At 74.6% G+C, this 18,399-nt stretch carries 16 protein-coding genes; 8 read left to right on the top strand and 8 right to left on the bottom strand.

Annotated elements, in window-relative coordinates; genetic code table 11:
* The first annotated feature begins 74 nt into the window (after positions 1-74).
* Entirely contained in the window at positions 75-578 is a 504-nt protein-coding gene (locus ACFVZH_RS08875) for a tetratricopeptide repeat protein (RefSeq protein WP_384894743.1), read from the top strand.
* 53 nt (positions 579-631) lie between these two features.
* On the opposite strand, the gene ACFVZH_RS08870 is transcribed toward ACFVZH_RS08875, so the two are convergent.
* Together ACFVZH_RS08870 and ACFVZH_RS08865 are read right to left on the bottom strand one after the other, a co-directional pair.
* On the bottom strand, positions 632-949 hold the full coding sequence (locus ACFVZH_RS08870; protein ID WP_384894887.1) for a cupin: 318 nt from the start codon (positions 947-949) through the stop codon (positions 632-634).
* Positions 949-2,226 (bottom strand): MFS transporter, encoded by a 1,278-nt coding sequence (locus ACFVZH_RS08865; RefSeq protein WP_384894741.1) that lies wholly within the window; start codon positions 2,224-2,226, stop codon positions 949-951. Before ACFVZH_RS08865 ends, ACFVZH_RS08870 begins: the two co-directional genes overlap by 1 nt.
* Positions 2,227-2,344: 118 nt before the next feature.
* Here ACFVZH_RS08865 and ACFVZH_RS08860 point away from each other — a divergent pair, with 118 nt between their 5' ends.
* The gene (locus ACFVZH_RS08860) at positions 2,345-3,232 is read left to right on the top strand and encodes a LysR family transcriptional regulator (protein WP_384894739.1); all 888 of its coding nucleotides are present in this window, start codon (positions 2,345-2,347) and stop codon (positions 3,230-3,232) included.
* Here ACFVZH_RS08860 and ACFVZH_RS08855 read toward each other — a convergent pair.
* On the bottom strand, positions 3,192-4,538 hold the full coding sequence (locus ACFVZH_RS08855; RefSeq protein WP_384894738.1) for a M20 family metallopeptidase: 1,347 nt from the start codon (positions 4,536-4,538) through the stop codon (positions 3,192-3,194). The genes ACFVZH_RS08860 and ACFVZH_RS08855 overlap by 41 nt on opposite strands.
* A 282-nt stretch (positions 4,539-4,820) precedes the next feature.
* Here ACFVZH_RS08855 and helR point away from each other — a divergent pair, with 282 nt between their 5' ends.
* Entirely contained in the window at positions 4,821-6,968 is a 2,148-nt protein-coding gene (gene helR / locus ACFVZH_RS08850) for an RNA polymerase recycling motor ATPase HelR (RefSeq protein WP_384894736.1), read from the top strand.
* A 151-nt stretch (positions 6,969-7,119) separates the two neighbouring features.
* Here the strand turns inward: helR and ACFVZH_RS08845 are convergent, their stop codons facing one another.
* Complete coding sequence (locus tag ACFVZH_RS08845) at positions 7,120-7,704, bottom strand: TMEM165/GDT1 family protein (protein ID WP_384894734.1); 585 nt, start codon at positions 7,702-7,704, stop codon at positions 7,120-7,122.
* 321 nt (positions 7,705-8,025) lie between these two features.
* Here ACFVZH_RS08845 and ACFVZH_RS08840 point away from each other — a divergent pair, with 321 nt between their 5' ends.
* The 4 genes from ACFVZH_RS08840 to ACFVZH_RS08825 all read left to right on the top strand — a co-directional run bounded on the left by ACFVZH_RS08840 (position 8,026) and on the right by ACFVZH_RS08825 (position 13,300).
* Positions 8,026-8,673 carry a TetR/AcrR family transcriptional regulator gene (locus ACFVZH_RS08840; RefSeq protein WP_384894732.1) on the top strand — a complete coding sequence of 216 codons (648 nt, stop codon included), beginning with the start codon at positions 8,026-8,028 and terminating at the stop codon, positions 8,671-8,673.
* Positions 8,670-10,097 (top strand): MFS transporter, encoded by a 1,428-nt coding sequence (locus ACFVZH_RS08835; protein ID WP_384894730.1) that lies wholly within the window; start codon positions 8,670-8,672, stop codon positions 10,095-10,097. The genes ACFVZH_RS08840 and ACFVZH_RS08835 overlap by 4 nt, the downstream gene beginning before the upstream one ends.
* 25 nt (positions 10,098-10,122) lie before the next feature.
* On the top strand, positions 10,123-11,229 hold the full coding sequence (locus ACFVZH_RS08830) for a PP2C family protein-serine/threonine phosphatase (protein WP_384894728.1): 1,107 nt from the start codon (positions 10,123-10,125) through the stop codon (positions 11,227-11,229).
* A 172-nt stretch (positions 11,230-11,401) separates the two neighbouring features.
* The gene (locus tag ACFVZH_RS08825; protein WP_384894726.1) at positions 11,402-13,300 is read left to right on the top strand and encodes an alpha/beta fold hydrolase; all 1,899 of its coding nucleotides are present in this window, start codon (positions 11,402-11,404) and stop codon (positions 13,298-13,300) included.
* 67 nt (positions 13,301-13,367) lie between these two features.
* On the opposite strand, the gene ACFVZH_RS08820 is transcribed toward ACFVZH_RS08825, so the two are convergent.
* Together ACFVZH_RS08820 and ACFVZH_RS08815 are read right to left on the bottom strand one after the other, a co-directional pair.
* Entirely contained in the window at positions 13,368-14,732 is a 1,365-nt protein-coding gene (locus ACFVZH_RS08820; protein WP_384894724.1) for an NtaA/DmoA family FMN-dependent monooxygenase, read from the bottom strand.
* Positions 14,729-15,844: an LLM class flavin-dependent oxidoreductase gene (locus ACFVZH_RS08815; protein WP_384894722.1), complete on the bottom strand. Its 1,116-nt coding sequence runs from the start codon at positions 15,842-15,844 to the stop codon at positions 14,729-14,731. Before ACFVZH_RS08815 ends, ACFVZH_RS08820 begins: the two co-directional genes overlap by 4 nt.
* 497 nt (positions 15,845-16,341) lie before the next feature.
* On the opposite strand from ACFVZH_RS08815, the gene ACFVZH_RS08810 reads away from it, so the two are divergent.
* On the top strand, positions 16,342-17,514 hold the full coding sequence (locus tag ACFVZH_RS08810) for an alpha/beta hydrolase family protein (RefSeq protein WP_384894720.1): 1,173 nt from the start codon (positions 16,342-16,344) through the stop codon (positions 17,512-17,514).
* Positions 17,515-17,552: 38 nt separating this feature from the next.
* On the opposite strand, the gene ACFVZH_RS08805 is transcribed toward ACFVZH_RS08810, so the two are convergent.
* On the bottom strand, positions 17,553-18,137 hold the full coding sequence (locus ACFVZH_RS08805) for a nucleosidase (protein ID WP_384894718.1): 585 nt from the start codon (positions 18,135-18,137) through the stop codon (positions 17,553-17,555).
* 48 nt (positions 18,138-18,185) lie between these two features.
* On the bottom strand, positions 18,186-18,395 hold the full coding sequence (locus ACFVZH_RS08800) for a DNA-binding protein (RefSeq protein ID WP_384894716.1): 210 nt from the start codon (positions 18,393-18,395) through the stop codon (positions 18,186-18,188).
* Positions 18,396-18,399: the final 4 nt, after the last annotated feature.

Genomic DNA, 18,399 nt, shown 5'->3' with positions numbered 1-18,399 from the left:
GCCGGGTCCGGTCCGCGTGGCGCCGGCCGGGTCCCACCCCCATGGCGCCCCTCGCCACCTGCGACGATGGCGCCATGGATCACGTCGAGGGGAAGAGCGGCCCGCTGGCCGCGGCGGTCGCGCTGCGCGAGCAGGGCCGTAAGGACGAGGCCCGTGAGCGGCTCGTCGCGCTCGCCGCCCGATGGCCAGACGACGCGGAGGTCGCGTACCAGACGGCCTGGGCGCACGACGTCCTCGGCCTGGAGGCGGAGGCCGTGCCGTACTACGAACGAGCCCTCGCCGGAACGGGGCTCACCCCGGACGACCGGCGCGGCGCGCTCCTCGGCCTCGGCAGCACCTACCGGATCCTCGGCCGGTACGAGGAGGCCGTCGCCCTGCTGACCGGCGCCGCCGAGGAGTTCCCCGAGGACGGCTCGCTGCGGGCGTTCCTCGCGATGGCCCTCTACAACACCGGCCGTCACCACGACTCGGTCCGGCTGCTCCTCCGCCTCCTCGCCGCCACCAGCGACGACCCGTCCGTACGGGAGTACCGGCCGGCGATCGAGCATTACGCCGAGGACCTCGACGCGGTCGAGTGACCCGTCCGCCGGGCGGGCGGAGGGGCGCGCCGGGGGTTCCGCGGGCCGGTGCCTCAGTCGTTCACGGCGGTCAGGAGGACCACCGCGTCCTCCAGGGCCGTCAGGCCGTGCCGCTCCTTGGGGATCATCCGCAGCGCGCCGGCCCCCATCTCCTGCGCCCACCCGGGCGAGGTCAGCTTCACCCTGCCCCGCAGCACCTGGAGGCTCGCCGCCGGGGGAGCGTTGTGTTCGTCCAGGGAGGTGCCCGAGGTCAGGGCGATGACGGTCTGCCGGAGCACCCCGTCGTGCATCACCAGATGGGCGCTGCGCCCGTGCGCGGCGGTGCGGGCCGCGGCCAGGTGCTCGTCGGCGAGCTCGGTGAGGTCCGACATCATGAATCTCCCTGCGGGGTGCCCTCCGGAGAGGTGCGCGGGCGGATACCCCCAGCCTCCCGTGTGACGTCCGGGACGCAACTCGGGACCGCCGGTCGCGCCGGCACGGCCGCCGCCACGAGCCCGGTGGCGGCGCACGCCCCGGCCGCGAGCAGCGCGGCCGACCAGCCGTGGACCGCGTACAGCCATGTGCCGGCCAGGGAACCGAGCGCACCTCCGCCGAAGGTGGCCAGCATGAAGACCGTGTTGACCCGTGCCGCCACCTCCCGCCCGATCGCGAAGATCCGCGCCTGCGCGGCGACCTGGCACGAGCTGACCCCGACGACCAGCAGGTTCGCCCCGGCCGCGAGGCCCACGGCCGAGGCGGGGGCCAGGCCCGCCACCGTGAGCCCGAGCCCCGCGCAGACGAGCCCGCCGGCGTTGACCGCGCCCGCTCCGAACCGGTCGGTGAGCGGGCCCGCCGTCGCCGAGAGCAGCGCCGCGGGCAGTGTCAGCAGACCGAACAGCCCGGCCGCACCCGGCCCGTACCCCAGCGGCGGAGCCGCCAGATGGAAGGCGAGCACGGCCCAGAAGACACTGAACGCGGCGAAGGCGCAGGCCCCGATCAGCGCCGCGACCCGCAGCTCCCGATGGGCCACGAGGAGCCGGGGCAGCCCGGCCAGGAGCGCGGTGTACGAGGTGCGCCCCGGCGGCCCCAGCCGCTCGGGCAGCCGCCGCGGCAGCACGAACAGCAGGGCGGCCGTCGCCACCGCGGCCACCACGTACGCCGTCCGCCAGCTGCCGCTCGCGTCGGCCACGGCGCCCGAGACCGTACGGGAGAGGGTCGAGCCCAGGGTCAGGCCGAGGCCCACCAGGGCCACGACCCGGCCCCGCCGCCCGGGGCCCGCGAGGACCGCCGCCACCGGGGTGAGTATCTGCGGAAGGACCGTCGTGGTGGAGAGCGCGAGCGTCGCGACGGTCAGCGTCACCACGTCGGGCGCCGCCGCGGCGACGAGCAGGGCGGCACTGGTCAGGGCGAGCAGCACCGAGGTGAGGCGCCGCAGCCGGGCGGTGTCGGCGGTCGGCACGAGCAGCAGGATGCCGAGCGCGTAACCGACCTGCGCGGCCGGGGCGATCAGCCCCGCCGTCCGCTCCGAGACGTCCAGGCCGCGCGCCACGGCGGCGAGCAGCGGCTGCGGGAAGTAGAGGTTGGCGACGGTGACGGCCCCCGCCACCGCGAAGAGCGGCACGTTCACGGGCCGGGCGGGTGCGGGCGCGGCGAGGGGACTCGGTTCCACGGACTCTCTTCCACAGGGCGGAGGGGGACGTCCCCAGGCTCCCGCCGCCGCCCCCGGCCGAACAAGGTGCGATCATCGAAGCGGCGTTGAGCCACACTCAACGATCGCTGGAGGGGCGATGCTCGAACGGTACGAACTGGAGGCGTTCCTGACGCTCGCCGAGGAGCTCCACTTCGGACGCACCGCCGAACGCCTCGGCGTCACCACCGGCCGCGTCAGCCAGACCGTCAAGAAGCTGGAGCGCCGCGTCGGCACACCGCTCTTCACCCGCACCAGCCGCAGCGTCCGCCTCACTCCGGTCGGCCGGCGCCTGTACGAGGACCTCCTGCCCGCCTACCGGCAGCTGCGCGGCGCCCTGGAACGCGCCACCTCCGCCGGCCACGGCCTCCAGGGCAGGATCCGCGCCGGCTTCGGGACCCCTTGGGGCGGCGAACTGCTCACGGCCGCCGCCGACGCCCTGCTCGCCCTCCACCCCGCCTGCGAGATCACCGTCCGGGAAGTGCCGCTCGACGAAGGGGTCCGCCCCCTCCGGGACGGCACCCTCGACGTCCAGTTCGTCGCCTTCCCCGTCCGCGAACCGGACCTGACCACGGGGCCGGTCGTCATCACCGACGAGCGCGTGCTGCTGCTGCCCGCCGCCCACCCGCTCGCCCGCCGGGCGTCCCTGGGGCTTGAGGACCTCGCGGGCCTCGACCTGATCGCCCCCGAGGGCGCCTGCCCGGACTACTGGACCGACCACCACTACCCCCGCAGCACCCCGTCCGGCGCACCGATCGGCCGGGGCCCGGCGGCCGCCACCTGGCAGGAGGTCCTCTCCCACGTCTCCGCGGGCCGGGGAGTCGCGCCCGGCGCGGCACGCGGCGCCGCCTACCACCCCCGCCCCGGCATCGCCTACGTCCCGCTGCGCGACGCCCCGCCCGTCGCGTACGGCCTGGCCTGGCCGACCGCCGCCGACTCCGGTCTGCTCAGCGCTTTCGTGAAGGAGGTCGGCCGGAGCCGGCCCTGACCCCTGCGGTCCACGGTTCCGCGGACGCCACCAGCGCGCCCGTCAGATGGTCGTACGCCACGTGCGCGTGGAGCCGGACGCCGGTGACGAGGGTGTCGTCGTCCGCGTAGAAGTGCGGGTTGTGGTTGGTGACGAGTCCGCGCCCGTCCGGCAGGGGCACGGGCTGCCCGGAGGCGTCCAGGGTCGCGTCCTGGACGCCGAGCATCACGTACAGCCCGCCGAACCGGCTCACGAACTCGGAGACGTCGTCGTACCCGAGGGTCCCGCCGGTCTCCACCACGCGCTCCTCGCCGACCACGCGGCGGAACGTGGGCAGCGCCGCCGCCACCCACGGGGCGCTGTTGTGCACGGGCGGCACGGGCTGGAGGTACTCGACCGTCGCCGTCGCCCCGTACGCCGCCGCCGAGTGCTCCGCCAGCGTCGTGAGGCGCCGCTGCACCTCGGTCATGTCCGACTCCACGGCGCAGCGGACCGTGCCCCACAGGGTCACGGTCTGGCCGACGATGTTGAAGCGGCCGACGTCCTCCACGTGGCCGATGGACACGGTGACCGCGTCGAACGCCGAGACCTGCCGGTACAGCTGGCCGATGCCCGTGAGGACCGCCCCCACCGCCGGCATCGGGTCGATCCCCTGCCAGGGCGTCGAGCCGTGCGTCTGCTTGCCGGTGACGACGATCCGGACGAGCGCGGAGGCACCGTACTGGTTGCCGATCCGGTACCCCACGTACCCCTGGGGATGCGGCGTCACATGCAGCCCGAAGGCCATCGTCGGCACCGGGCCCGCGAAGGCTCCCGCCTCGACCATGGCCCGCGCGCCGCCCTCCTCGGTCACCGGCGGGCCCTCCTCGGCCGGCTGGAAGACGAAGAGGACCGTCCCCGGCAGCCGGTCGCGCACGCCCGCCAGCACCGTGGCCGCCCCGAGCAGCATCGCGGTGTGGCAGTCGTGTCCGCAGGCGTGCGACACCGGGAACGGGCCGCCCGGGTAGTCGGCGTCGACCACCTGGGAGGCGAAGTCCGTCCCGCACAGGTCCTGTACCGGCAGCGCGTCCATGTCCGCCCGGAGCGCCACCACCCGCTCGCCCCCGGCCGCACCGCGCAGGACTCCCACGACCCCGTGTCCCGCGATACCGGTCCTGACCTCGTCGAGGCCCAGCGCGCGCAGCTGCTCCGCCACCAGCCGCGCCGTGTTCACCTCCCGGTTGGACAGCTCCGGATGCCGGTGCAGATGGCGCCGCCAGGCGACCACCTGATCCGCCACCTCGCCCGCCCGGTCGTCCAGTTCACGGTGGATCGCCTCGCTGTCCAACGGGGACTCCCTCTCGTTCCGGCCGAAGCCGTGGCCATGGGACGCGTGCCGCACCAGCCTGACACCCCTGAGTGGGGTCCGCAGGGAGAGCACGGCACGGCATACGCGCGAGGCCCGTTGGAGAAGGGTGGGAAGCCGGTCTTCGTCACGGCTCACACCGGCGCGAGGAGACGACACATCCTCCGCCACTCTCAACATATAGCGCACCAGGGGGCTTGCGGCAAGGCCCCCGTGGTGGCGCACAATCTCCCCTCGTAGCCAGGACCTGCGGAAACGGGAGACATGCACCCTCAGACCACCAGCGCCTTCGACCTGCCCGACAGCCTCGCGGCCAAGGCGGACGCGGCACTGATCGCCGGCGACGAACGGCACTTCGCGGCCATCGCGGAGAGCCTGGAGCAGACGATCGCCGAACTGTCGGACCGCCTCGCTGCCGAGCGCAGGGCGCCCGGCGGCGTCGGCCAGGCGGCGATGGAGCGGGACCTGGAGATCCACCGGCTGACCGGCCGCCTGCGCGCCCTGCGCCGCTTCGGCCTCGACCTGTGCCTCGGGCACGTCGTCGGCGCGGACGGCGCCGAACCCCTGTACATCGGCCGCCTCGGCCTCACCGACAGCGAGGGGCGCCGGCTGCTCGTCGACTGGCGTTCCCCCGCGGCCGAGCCGTTCTTCGCGGCGACCCACGCCCACCCGATGGGCCTGGAGAGCCGCCGCAGGTACCGCTGGACCCGCGGCCGGATCAGTGACTACTGGGACGAGGTCTTCACCGCCGACGGACTCGACCGGCACGCGGCGCTCGACGACCAGTCCGCGTTCATCGCCACCCTCGGCGGCAACCGGTCGGCCCGCATGCGCGACGTCCTCTCCACCATCCAGTCCGACCAGGACGGCATCATCCGGGCCGGATCGCGCGGCGCGCTCGTCGTCGACGGCGGTCCCGGTACGGGCAAGACCGTCGTCGCCCTCCACCGCTCCGCCTACCTCCTGTACTCCGACCCGCGCCTCGGCCACCGCCGCGGCGGCGTGCTGTTCGTCGGCCCCCACCAGCCGTACCTGAACTACGTCGCCGACGTCCTCCCCAGCCTCGGCGAGGAGGGCGTCCAGACCTGCACCGTGCGGGACCTCGTCGCCGAGGGGGCCAAGGCCGGTGTCGAGTCCGACCCGGAGGCGGCCCGCCTGAAGGCGAGCGCGGCCATGGTCGGGGCGATCGAGACGGCCGTGCGGTTCTACGAGACGCCCCCCACCGAGGGCATGACGGTCACGACCTCCTGGTCGGACGTCCGGCTGAGCGCCGACGACTGGGCCGAGGCGTTCCGGGCGGTCGAGCCGGGAACTCCCCACAACGAGGCGCGCGACCAGATTCTGGAGGAGGTGCTGACGATCCTCACGGACAAGAACGACGGGGACGTGTCACCCGAGCTGTTCCGGAAGTCGCTGCTGCTCGACCGGGAGCTCATCGGCACCCTCAACCGCGCCTGGCCGCTGCTCGAAGCGGCCGACGTCGTCGGCGACCTGTGGGCCGTCCCCGCCTACCTGCGGCTGTGCGCCCCCTGGCTCGGCCCCGACGAGGTCCGCACGCTCCGGCGCGCCGACCCCGAGGCATGGACGGTGTCCGACCTGCCGCTCCTGGACGCGGCCCGCCTGCGGCTCGGCGACCCGGAGGCGTCGGCGCGCAAGCGGCGCCACCAGGCGTCGGTCGACGCCGAGCGCGCCCGCATGGCCGACGTCATCGACAACGTGCTCGCCGCCGACGACGACGGCGAGGGCGCGGTGACGATGCTGCGCGGCCAGGACCTGAAGGACAGCCTGATCGACGACGCGGCCCTGCCCGTCGCCGACCCGGAACCCCTGGCCGGCCCGTTCGCGCACATCGTCGTGGACGAGGCCCAGGAACTGACCGACGCCGAATGGCAGATGCTGCTCCTGCGCTGCCCGTCCCGCAGCTTCACCATCGTCGGCGACCGCGCCCAGGCCCGCCACGGGTTCACGGAGTCGTGGACGGAACGGCTGGAGCGGAACGGCTTCGACCGGATCGACATCACCTCCCTGAGCATCAACTACCGCACGCCGGAAGAGGTCATGGCGGAGGCCGAGCCGGTCATCCGGGCCGAGCTCCCGGACGCCAACGTGCCGACCTCGGTGCGCGGCAGCGGCATCCCCGTCGTCCACGGACCGGTCTCCGAGCTCCACTCGGTCCTCGACACCTGGCTGGCCGAGCACGCGGAGGGCATCGCCTGTGTCATCGGCGATCCGACGTTCCGGGAGACGCCCCGCGTCCGCTCGCTGACCCCGTCGCTGTCGAAGGGCCTGGAGTTCGACCTGGTCGTCCTCGTCGACCCGGACCGGTTCGGCGACGGCATCGAAGGAGCGGTCGACCGCTACGTCGCGATGACCCGCGCGACCCAGCGCCTCGTCGTCCTGACCGGGCCCTGACACCCGTTCCGCGTCTACGGTCGACCGACGGGCATCGGAACCAAACGCCGCACACCCCCGCGGTTGCGGGGGTGTGCGGCGTCGGATGCGGGGATGCGGGTGTCCGCGCGAGTGCGGGGTGACCGCACTCCGGGCGCGGCGGCCGCCGGGGTCAGCCGGTGAAGACCTCCGTCAGGGACCAGATCGCGAGCCCGGCCATGCACACGCCGCCGACGCGCTGCACGGTCTTGAGCGGCACGCGCTTGGCGATGAACCGGCCCGCCACCAGGGCCAGGGCGGAGACGCTCATCAGGGCGGCGAGCGAGCCGATCGCCGTCGACCAGGTGCCGTTGGTGGCGGCGAGGTTGGCGGTGGTGATCTGCGTCAGGTCGCCCCACTCGCTGATGAAGACGGCCATGAAGGCGGTCGAGAAGACGGGCCAGAAGCCGGTGACCGTACGGCCGCCCGCGTCCGCCTCGTCGTCGTCGCCCCCGCCGCGCAGCAGCATGAAGGCGCCGAAGCCGAACATCAGGGCCGAGACCAGCTTCACGGACCAGCCGGGGAGCAGCCCGAGCAGGCTGCCGGCTCCCACGGCGATGGCGACGTGCGCCAGGAAGGCGGTGGAGGTGCCGATCCACACGTACAGCGGACGCATGCGCGTGCCCATGGCGAGGGACGCGAACATCGTCTTGTCGGGAAGTTCGGCGAGGAAGATCAGCCCGAAGGCGGTGAGGATCGCCAAGGGGTCGAGGTGCATACCGGGGCTCTCTGCTCGGTCCGGGCCCATGGACTTCGCACAGCGCCTCGGTGGGCGACGGGAGGACCACTCGGCCCGGCATGACGGACCGCGCCCACGGGAACGCGGACACGGTTGTTGCCTGGCCGAAGGTCTCGCCCGTCCGCGTCGTGCGCGGACCCGGTCACCGGGAACCCGGGGGTTCCAGTGTGTCGACGACCGGTTCGCAGGGCTACTCCCCTTCGCTGTCCCTCAGTGTAACCGACGGGGGCGCGGGGGTGAGTAGACGCCGTCTACCTGCATGAGTAGACAGTGTCTACTCGATCTTGGTAGACACGGTCCATGCACGCCGAGACAGAGCGACACGAAGACCCCCGGGCCGCCGGAGCCACGCCCGGCACGGGCGGGGACACGGAGACCGACGCCGGGCTCCGCGGGCGACTCGTCCGGGTGGGCGTCGAACTGGTGAACACCGAAGGCGCCCAGGCCCTCTCCCTGCGCGAGATCGCCCGCCGGGCCGGCGTCTCCCACGGGGCGCCCCGACGCCACTTCCCGACCCACCTCGACCTCCTGTCGGCCATCGCCCGCCAGGGCTTCGCCGAACTCGCCGCCCGCGTCACCGCCGAGGACCGGGAGACCGCCGGGCCGCGCGAACGGATCACCCTGCTCGCCCGCCTCTACCTCGACTACGCCGCCACCCGGCGCGGCATGTACGAGCTGATGTTCCGGCACGACCTCCTGGAGAGCGGTCGGCTCGGGCTGCGCGAGACGAGCCTGCCGCTCTTCGCCCACCTCACCGGGCTCGTCGCCCGCGTCCGGCCCGACGCCGACCCCGCCGTCGTCGCGGGCGCGCTCTGGGCCAACCTCCACGGCATCGCCCAGCTCTGGCACTGGGGCAGCCTCCGGCTCGCCACCGGCGGCGACGACCCGGCCCCCCTCCTCGTGGCCGCCCTCGACGCCCACCTCGGACCCGCGGAGCCGGCGCCGTGACCCGGCGGCGCACCCCCGTCCTCGCCTGCAGTGTCGTCGGCGCCGCCGTCGTCGCCCTCGACGGGACCGTCCTCACCGTCGCCCAGCCCGACCTCCAGCACGATCTGCGCGCCGACGTCGGCCAGGTCCAATGGACCAGCACCGGCTATCTCGTGGCCGTGGCGAGCCTCCTCGTCCTCGCGGGCCGCCTCGGCGACCGCCACGGCCACCGCCGGATCTTCGCCATGGGCGCCCTCGGCTTCGCCGCCACCTCCGCCGCCATGGCCCTCGCCCCCGGAATCGGCACGGTGATCCTGCTCCGCGTCCTCCAGGGCGTGTGCGGCGCGCTCCTCCAGCCGGCCACCCTCGGCATGCTGCGCACCGCCTACCCGCCGGAGCGGCTCGCGACCCCGATCGCCGTGCGCACCGCCGCCATCGGCCTCGCCGCGGCCGCCGGCCCGCTCGTCGGCGGCGCGCTGGTCTCCGCGTACGGCTGGCGCTCCGTCTTCCTCCTCGGCGTACCCCCGACCCTCGCGATCGGCCTTCTCGCCCTCACGACCCGCGAACCGGGCCCCCGCCCTGAGCGGGACCCGCACCGGGACCGGGCCCCGCTCGACCCGGGGGGCGCCCTCCTGCTCGCCGCGGCCCTGGGCCTGCTCGTCCACGGACTCGTCGAGGCGGCCCGGCCCGGCGGGACGGGGACCGCTCTCCTCGCGTGCGCGGCGAGCGGCGCGGCCGGGATCCTCTTCGCACGGCACGAACGGCGGACCGCGCGGCCCCTCCTGCCGCCCGGGCTCCTGCGCGGCAGGCCCGTCGTCGCGGGGCTGGCCGTCCTCCTCGCCGCCTCGGCCGCCCTCTTCGGCACGCTGTTCGTGGCGACGTACTTCCTCCAGGACGTACAGCGGCTCGACGCCCTCGACTGCGCACTGCGCGTCCTGCCCCTCGCCGTGTTCATGGTGCTCGGCGCCCCGCTCTGCCCACCGCTCCAGCGACGGTTCGGCCCCCGGCGCACGGCGACCGTGGGCGCGGCCCTCCTCACGCTCGGCGTCCTGCTGTTCTCCCGGCTCGACGCGACGGCCGGAGCCGTACCCGTCGGCGCCGGCTCCGCCCTCCTCGGGGCGGGGTTCGTCACGCTGATGGTGACCGCGACCTCCGTCGTCGTGCACCGCGCGCCCGAGGCCCACGCCGGAGTCGCCGGCGGGCTCCAGCAGACGGCGATGAACATCGGACCGGCGCTCGGCGTCGCCACCGCGACCCTGTTGCTCGCCCTGGTCCCGCAGGGCGGATTCGTACCGGACCGAGGAGTCGCCCTGCCGGCCCTGGCCGCGATCGCCGCCCTCGCCCTCCCGGCCGCTCTCGCCCTGCCCGGCGCCCGGGACCGCGAAGGAGCACCGCCGAAGGGGCGCACGGGGACACGCCCGGGGCCGGCGCCAGCCCGGTCATGACGACGGGGCTGCGTACGATCATGAGATGCCCGCTGCTGGTCACCGGCGTCTCCCCGGAGCGGCGCGCACCCAGTTCAACCTCGGTCGCGCCCTGCCCTTCCTGATCCTGGCCATGACGGCTCTAGCCGACATCTTCACCCCCGACAAGGAGCGCTTCGAACGCCTGCTCGTCGCCGCGCCCGCGCTCGCCGCCGTCACCTGGAGCGTGCGCGGGACGATCGGCATCGGGCTCCTCGCCATGGTGGTGCGCGGCCTGCTCACCCTCGGCCGGGACGAGACCGTCCCCGAACTCCTCGCCAGCGAGGTCGTGCTCGCCGTCGTCACCGCGGCCTCGGCCTGGGTCAGCCAGGTGCGCACCCGCTACGAACGGGACCTGAGCGAGGTCACCGCCGTCGCGGAGGTCGTCCAGCGGGTCGTGCTGCGCCCGCTCCCCGACCGGCTCGGCCGGTTCGAACTGCACCTCCTGTACCTCGCGGCCGCCGCCAAGGCCAGGATCGGCGGCGACTTCTACGAGGCCGTACGGGTGCCGGGCGCCGTGCGGATCATGCTCGGCGACGTCCAGGGCAAGGGCCTGGGCGCCGTGGAGACCGCCTCCGTGCTCCTCAGCTCCTTCCGCGCCACCGTCGACGACGTCCCGGACCTGGCCGCCCTCGCCGACCGGCTCGACGAAGGACTCGCCCGCTACAGCGGCTGGGACCCCGAGTCGGACGCCGCCGAACGCTTCGCCACCGTCGTCCTGGTGGAACTCCCCGACGACCGGAACGTCGCCCGCATCCTCAGCTGCGGCCACCCCGCACCCCTGCTCCAGCACGGCGGCGACGTCGCCCCGGTCCCCTTCGCCGACCCCTCACTGCCCGTCAACCTCGCGGGCCTCGCCGAGAACCACCACCGGATCGAGGAGATCCCCTTCGGTCCCGGCGACCGGCTGCTGCTCTACACCGACGGCGTCAGCGAGGCCCGGGACCGGACCGGCACCTTCTACCCGCTGGAGCTCCGGCTGCGCGGCTGGGTCCGCGCCTCGCCCGCCGACGTCCCGGAGCTCCTCCACAGCGACCTCGTCGCCTACGGCTCCGGCGACCTCGACGACGACGTCGCCGCCCTGCTCGTGTCCTGTCCGCCCGACACACCCTGACCCACCCCCAGGGCGCCCAAACATCGAGTCCGGGGCGGCTTGTGTCGCTGTCACCCGATTGCACGACACGTGCGCCGTTCGTGCGCTCTGGTCGCTCCGTGCCCGATGAGTGAGGCTTGCACCCGTCCGTAGCGCGGACAGTCAGCAGCCCAGTCGAGAGGAACGGGTGCACGTGCCCCAGGACAACCCCTTCACCGCTGGACCGTCCGAGGAATTCCCCGGCTTTCCGGGCGCCGCGACAGGCGTGACCGCCGCCGAGGCCGACCGCATCACGGGCCGCGGCCTCTGGGCCGCCGACGGCACCGTCGACCCCGACACCGTCCGCCTCGCCCACACCCTGACCACGGCCGTCCTGAGGGGCGGGGACGGGGCAGCCGACGGTCCCGAGGCGTCGCTCCCGGCCGCGCTCGCCGCGTCCGTGGAGGAGGTACGGGGGCTGGCGCTGCCCGCGTACCACCGGATCGAGTCCTTCGACGGCATCCGGCTCTCCGCCTTCAGCCTCCGCCAGCGCGGCCCCGGCCCGCACCCGCTGGTCGTCGTCCCGGCCGGCTGGACGCCGTTCGGCTGGCCGCTGTTCCTCTGGTCGTACCTCTCGCTCGCCCGCAGGGGCTACCACGTGCTCGCCTACACGCCCCGCGGTCTCGGCATCCCCGGACTGCCCTCCACCTCGGAGGGGTTCGTGGACGTCGCCGGACCCCACGACTGGGCCGACGGCTCGTCCGTCATCGACTTCGCCGTCGACCACCTGGCCCCGGGAGTCGTGGGCTTCCTCGGCGCGTCCTACGGATCCGGCATCAGCCAGCTCGTCGCCGCCCACGACGACCGGGTCTCCGCGGTCGTCGCCCTGAGCACCTGGGGCAACCTCGCCACCAGCCTCTACGACCACGGCACCCGGCACCTCGCGGCGGTGAAGGCGCTCCTCGCGCTGACCGGCGGGCCGGTGGAGGAGAAGTTCGCCCCGGCCGACCGGACCGTCCTCGCCGACTTCCTGGCCGACCGGAACCTGGACGCCGTCGTCGAGTGGGGCAGGCTGCGCTCCCCGGAGTCCTACGTCCATCTCACCAACGAGAACGACACGCCCACCTTCCTCTCCCACACCTGGCACGAGGGCCTGTTCGCCGTGAACCAGGTCCTGAAGACCTTCGACGCCCTGGAGGTGCCCAAACGCCTCAACCTCTGGATCGGCGACCACACCGCCCCCGAGGCCGCCGGGCTGACCGGCACCGCGCCCGGCGGGCCCGACCTCCCCATGGAGGAGGCGTACGCCTGGCTCGACCACCACCTGAAGGGCGAGCGCAACGGCGTGGAGGAGTGGGAGCAGATCTGCGGGCAGGTGATGTTCACCTACGTCACGCAGCCGGTCCTGGACCCCGCGAGCGGCGAACCGACCGGCGAGCACCGGATCGTCGAACCCGCCGTCCGCGAGCACCGGGCCGACTGGAGCCGAGTGACCACCGGCGTCGAGACCTTCGGCCTCACCGGCGACGGCGCGGGCGGCACCGACGGGGGACTCCTTCCCGCGACCGGGGAGGAGGCCGGGCACACCGGCTGGCGGCGCGCGTTCCTCGCGGGCGTGGACACCGAGGCGACCGTCATGGACGCGCTGATGAAGACCGGTCAGGCCGAGTGGGCCGGCACCCCCAAGACCTACGACACCCGCAAGATCGACCGCCGGCACGCCGTGGCGTGGACCACCGGGCCGTTGTACGACCCCGAGGGCCGGGGACGGGCCGGCCGGCGTGTCCGCGGCATCCCGCGCCTGCGCCTCACGGTCCGCTCCACCGCCGCCTCCGCGACCCTCGTCGCCCACCTCCTGGACGTCTCCGACGACGACACGGCCCGGATCGTCACGCACGAGCCGCTCAACGTGTACGGGCTGACGCCCGAGCAGGACACCACCGTGACCTGGGAGCTCCAGGCGGCGGCGTACGACATCCCGGCCGGTCACCGCCTGATGCTGGTCGTCGACAGCAAGGACCCGCTGTACGGCGACGCCTCCGTCACCTGGACGCAGACCGCCGTCGGCTCACCGGAGGACGAACCGTCCTTCCTGGAACTGCCGCTGGGCTGAGCGCCGGTCGGCACGGAGTGGTCGCACGCGAGGGGGCGCGTCCTGATAGGCACGCGCCCCCGTCGTGTCACACCGCCGGCGCGAGCTCCAGGTGCTCCCGCAGCGTCGTCCCCGTGTAGGCGGTCCGGTACACGCCGCGCTCCTGGAGCTCGGGCACGAGAAGGTCGACGATGTCGTCGAGGCCGTCCGGCACCAGGTACGGCGAGATGTTGAAGCCGTCGACGGCGCCGTGGCGGGCGAACCGGGCGAACGTGTCGGCCAGCCCGGCCGGGGTGCCGACGTGCCCGTGCTGCGGACCCAGCTCGATGACGGTCTCGCGCAGCGACCAGCCGTTGGCATCGGCCTTCGCCCGCCACTCGGCCACCACGGTCCGGGGGTCGTCCACCCAGCGGGTGCCGAACGTCCCCTTGTCGTGGGCGACCACCGGATCCTCGGCGGGCAGCGGCCCGTCGGCGTCCCGCCCCGACAGGTCGAAGCCCCACAGACGGCTCGCGATGCCGAGGGCCACCGCGGGCGTCACCTGCTCCAGCCGCACCCAGCGGGCCTTCTCCTCGGCCTCCTTCTCGGTCGCCCCGATGACGATCTCCGTACCCGGCAGGATGCGCAGCGCGTCCTCGGGCCGGCCCGCCGCCCGCAGCCGGCCGCGGATGTCCTCGGCGAAGGCGAGGGCGTCGTCGAAGTCCGTCCCGTGCGCGGAGAAGACCACGTCCGCGTGGCGCGCCGCGAAGTCCCGGCCCTCCCCGGAATCGCCCGCCTGGAAGATCACCAGGTGGCCCTGGGCGCTCCTCGGCAGCGTCGGCGCGAGGTCCACGTCGAAATGCGCTCCCCGGGTGCGGACGCGTCCCACCGCGTCCGGCACCGACCAGGAGCGGGCGTCCGCCGACCCGGCCACGGCGTCGTCCGCCCAGCCGTTCCACACGGCGCGCGCGACGGAGAGGAACTCCTCGGCGCGCCGGTAGCGGTCGGCGTGGTCGAGGAAGCCGCCGCGCCGGAAGTTCTCCCCGGTCCAGGCGTTGTGGGTGGTCACCACGTTCCAGCCGGCCCGGCCGCCGGAGAGCAGGTCGAGCCCGGCGAGCCGCCGGGCCAGGTCGCCCGGCTCGTTGAAGGTGGTGTTGGAGGTGGAGACGAGCCCGATCCGGTCGGTCGCCGCGGCGAGCGCCGCCAGCTGGGTGATCGAGTCCGGGCGGCCCGCCACGTCGAGTTCGTGGATGCCGCCCCCGGACTCGCGGAGCCGCAGGCCGTCCCCGAGGAAGAAGGCGTCGAACAGTCCGCGTTCGGCGGTCCGCGCCACCCGCAGGAAGGACGCCGGATCGATCTGGGAACCGCTGGACGGGTCCGACCAGATCGTCCAGTGGTTGACGCCCTGGAAGAACACCCCGAAGTGCAGGCGGGCGTCGGGGCGGGGGACGTCGTCGTGGTCGGTGCGGGTCATCGGGTCTCCTCCGGGACGAGGGCGGCGGCACCGTCGGTCGTGAAGCGGCTGAGGGGCCGGGGAAGGCCCAGGGAGGCGCGCAGGGTGGTGCCCGGCAGCGGCCGGGCCGCGAGCCGCCGGACGAACAGCTCGGGCAGGACGAGCCGGGAGAGCACCGCCAGGTCCTCGTCGAGGACGAGCGGGTGGAGCCGTACGCCGTCGACGTGGCCGGCCAGCTCGGCGAGGAGCGTCACCAGGCCGGCGGCCGGGCCGGAGTACCGCAGCCGGTCGGGCCGCCGGTCCCACGGGGCGGACCGCTCCAGGTCGGCGATCCGTTCCCCGGCCGTCTCGCGCGGGGTGTCCAGCGCCACCTCGACCTCGGCGAAGGCCAGGGGTGCGCCTGAGGAGGCCGCCGCGGCGCCCGTCTCGGCCGCGGTGGCGCCGCCGACCAGGGCCACGTCGGTCAGCTCGGCGGGGACGAGGCCCCGGCGGGCCAGGACCACGGGGCGCCCCTGCGGCGGGCGCGGCACGATCGACGGGCCCCGCACGGTGTACGTCTCGCCCCTGAAGTCGACGGGGTGGAGCCGCGACCGGTCCAGATAGCGGCTCGTGGCGACGGACCGGATGACCGCGTCGTCCTCCCACGAGTCCCACAGGTCCCGCACGACCCGCAGACCGTCGTGGGCCTCACGGGCCAGGGCGTCGGCGCCCTCGACCACGGGCCGGCCCCAGGCGCGGGCGGCCAGCGGGTCGTCCTCGACCCCCACCACCCAGCCGGCGCGGCCGGCCGACACGTGGTCGAGCGAGGCGAGCTGCGAGGAGACGTGGAACGGCTCCGCGTACGTCGTCGCGAGCACCGGCGCCACGCCGAGGACGCTCGTCGAGGCGGCCGCGAAAGCGGCCCGCTCCACCGCGCCGATCCGGCCCACCGGGCCGGCGCCGGAACCCGGCGGCAGAATCGAGTCGTCCAGCGTGATCAGGGTGAACCCGGCGTTCTCGGCGACGGCCGTGACCCGGGCGAGCCGCCGGGGGCCGAGCAGTTCGCCGGGGGAGTGCGCGGCACGGCGCCACGCGGCCGGATGGGCACCGTCGCCGTCGATCTCGACGGCCAGGTGCAGGGCAGGGCGGGGCATGGGAGTCCTTCCGGAGGTCGGGGAGCGCGCGACGGCACGGCGGCGGTGCGGAGCACGGCCGGCCGGGGCCGGGCGACGAGACGTCACGGGACGCGCGGACCCACGCGGAACGGGGTCAGGCGCGACAGGAAGGACAGATGGCCGAGGAGGTACGGCAGAAGTCGACGTGCCGGCGGCAGACCAGCCGGGCACCGGAGGGGGCGTAAGGCACGGCGACCGTCGCGATCACGTGCGCCTCCCCCCGGTGGTGGACCCGTCCGGGCGAGGACGGGGACTCCTCCTCACCATAGGCAGGACGCCTTCCGGACTGTCAAGACCAGGCCGGTCGGCGAGGCGTCAGAACGCCCCGGGAGACGGGGAGTCGGAGGACACCGCCGGACGGCGGGGCCGGGAATCGGTGCGGGCTCCGGGCCGGAAACCGCGTCAGACTCCGGGCTGACCCGAAGGGGGACCGTGGACGGACGCGTGGGCGTCTCCCCGCCGCCTAGCGTGCCCCCATGACGCGAATCACCCGGGCGGCCACGGCCGCCGTCCTCGCCTGCTCGCTCGCCTTACCCGCCGCCGGAGTCGCCACGGCGACCACTCCCCACCCGACGGCCACCGCGGCCGTGCCGGCGGCACGGGCCGCCGCCCTCCCGGCGCCCACCGGGCCGTACGCCGTCGGCAGCACGATCCTGCCGCTGGTGGACCGGTCCCGCACCGATCCCTGGGTGCCCACCGCCGACGGGCGGGCGCTCATGGTCACGCTCCACTACCCGGCCACGCGCCCGGGTGGCGGCCGGCCCGCCCCGTACGCCACCCGCGAGGAGGCGCGGCTGCTCGCCGAACAGCTCGGGCCGGGTGTCTCCGGCGACGTGCTCGCCCGGACGCGCACCCACAGCAGGACCGACGCCCGGCCCGCGCCGGGGCGACGCCCCCTGGTGCTGCTCTCGCCGGGCTTCAGCGTCTCCCGATGGACGCTCACCCACCTCGCCGAGGACCTCGCCTCCCGCGGCTACGTCGTCGCCTCCGTCGACCACGCCTACGAGTCGTACGGGATCAGCCTGCCCGGCGGCCGTACCCTCACCTGCGTCGCCTGCACGGCCCTGGACGAGGGCGGGGTGCACGGCAGCGTCGTCACGTCGACCCGAGCCGCGGACATGCGGTTCGTCCTGGACCGGCTGACCGGCGACCGGCCCGCGTGGCGGTACGCCGACGTGATCGACCCGAGCCGGATCGGCATGGCGGGTCACTCCATCGGCGGGGCGAGCGCGGCCACCGCCATGGTGGCCGATCCGCGTATCGACGCCGGGATCAACATGGACGGCTCGTTCTGGGAGGAGCTTCCGGCCGAGGGCCTGCGGGGCCGCCCGTTCATGATGCTGGGCACCCACGACGACATGCACCTGCCCGGGGGCGTCGACACCACCTGGGACCGGGCGTGGACCGCGCTCGACGGATGGAAGCGCTGGATCACGGTGGCCGGATCCGAGCACTTCACCTTCTCCGACGGCCCCGTGATCTCACGTCACTTCGGCCTGCCGCAGCCCGCGCTGCCCACCGACCGGGCCGTCGCCGTCACCCGGACGTACGTCGCCGCCTTCTTCGACCGGCACCTGCGCGGGCTCCCGCGTCCGCTCCTCGACGGCCCCTCGGCCCAGAACCCGGAGGTCCACTTCCAGCAGCCCTGACCCGCCGGGCGGAGGGGTACGGGGGAGGTTGCCTGCTCTCAGGAGCGGTACGGGGTGTTCGCCTCGGCCCAGTCCGCCAGCGCCCGGGCGCACTCGGCGACCGACTCGCGCCAGCTGCGGGCGGCGCCGTCGCCGGCCTCGTCGCTGACGTGCTTCACGATGCGCAGCGGCACCCCGGCGATTCCGGCGGCCGTGGCCAGCGCGTACCCCTCCATGTCGACCAGCGCCGCCCGCTCCGCGAGCCGGGCGCGGGCGGCCTCGTCCGAGATGAACGCGTCCCCGGTGGCCAGCACCACCTCACCGCCGTCCGGCAGCGTCAGCGGCGCCCCGTACGTCTCGCCGGTCAGCGTGGCGAGCAGCTCGCCGTCCAGGTCGTGCTGGACCACGGTGCCGACCACGTGGGTCCCGGTCCAGCCCGGCCGCAGCGCCCCGGCCGTGCCCAGGTTCACGATCCCGGAGGGCAGCGGCCCCCGGCCCAGCACGGTCGCGAGGGCGGTCGCCGCGTTCACCTTGCCCATGCCGGTCAGCAGCACGGGCAGGTCCGTGTCGAGGAACTGCGCCTCCTCCTTGACCGCGACGACGAGCAGGGGACGGCCGGCGGTGATCTCTCCCAAGAGTTCCATGGAGGCCACGCTAGTTCGCGGGTACGCCCGTCGTACAACCGGGCGGACTCACCCCAGCGACATCCCGCGCTCCGCCAGCGCCTCGCCGAGGACCCGCAGCGCCTTCGGCCCCACGCCGTGCAGCGCCGCCAACTCGGCGGCGGGCACGCCGGCGAGCTGATCCAGCCGGGTGTATCCGGCCGCCTCCAGCGCGCGCGTGGCGGGTGCGCCGACACCGCGGGGATAGTCCGTCCCGGGACGGTCGGATCCGGTAGCCATGCTC

Origin of the sequence: Streptomyces sp. NPDC059534 (assembly GCF_042743475.1) — a bacterium.
Classification (GTDB): Bacteria; Actinomycetota; Actinomycetes; order Streptomycetales; family Streptomycetaceae; genus Streptomyces.
Note: the sequence above shows the minus strand (reverse complement) of the source record. Positions and strands in the feature narration are given on the sequence as shown.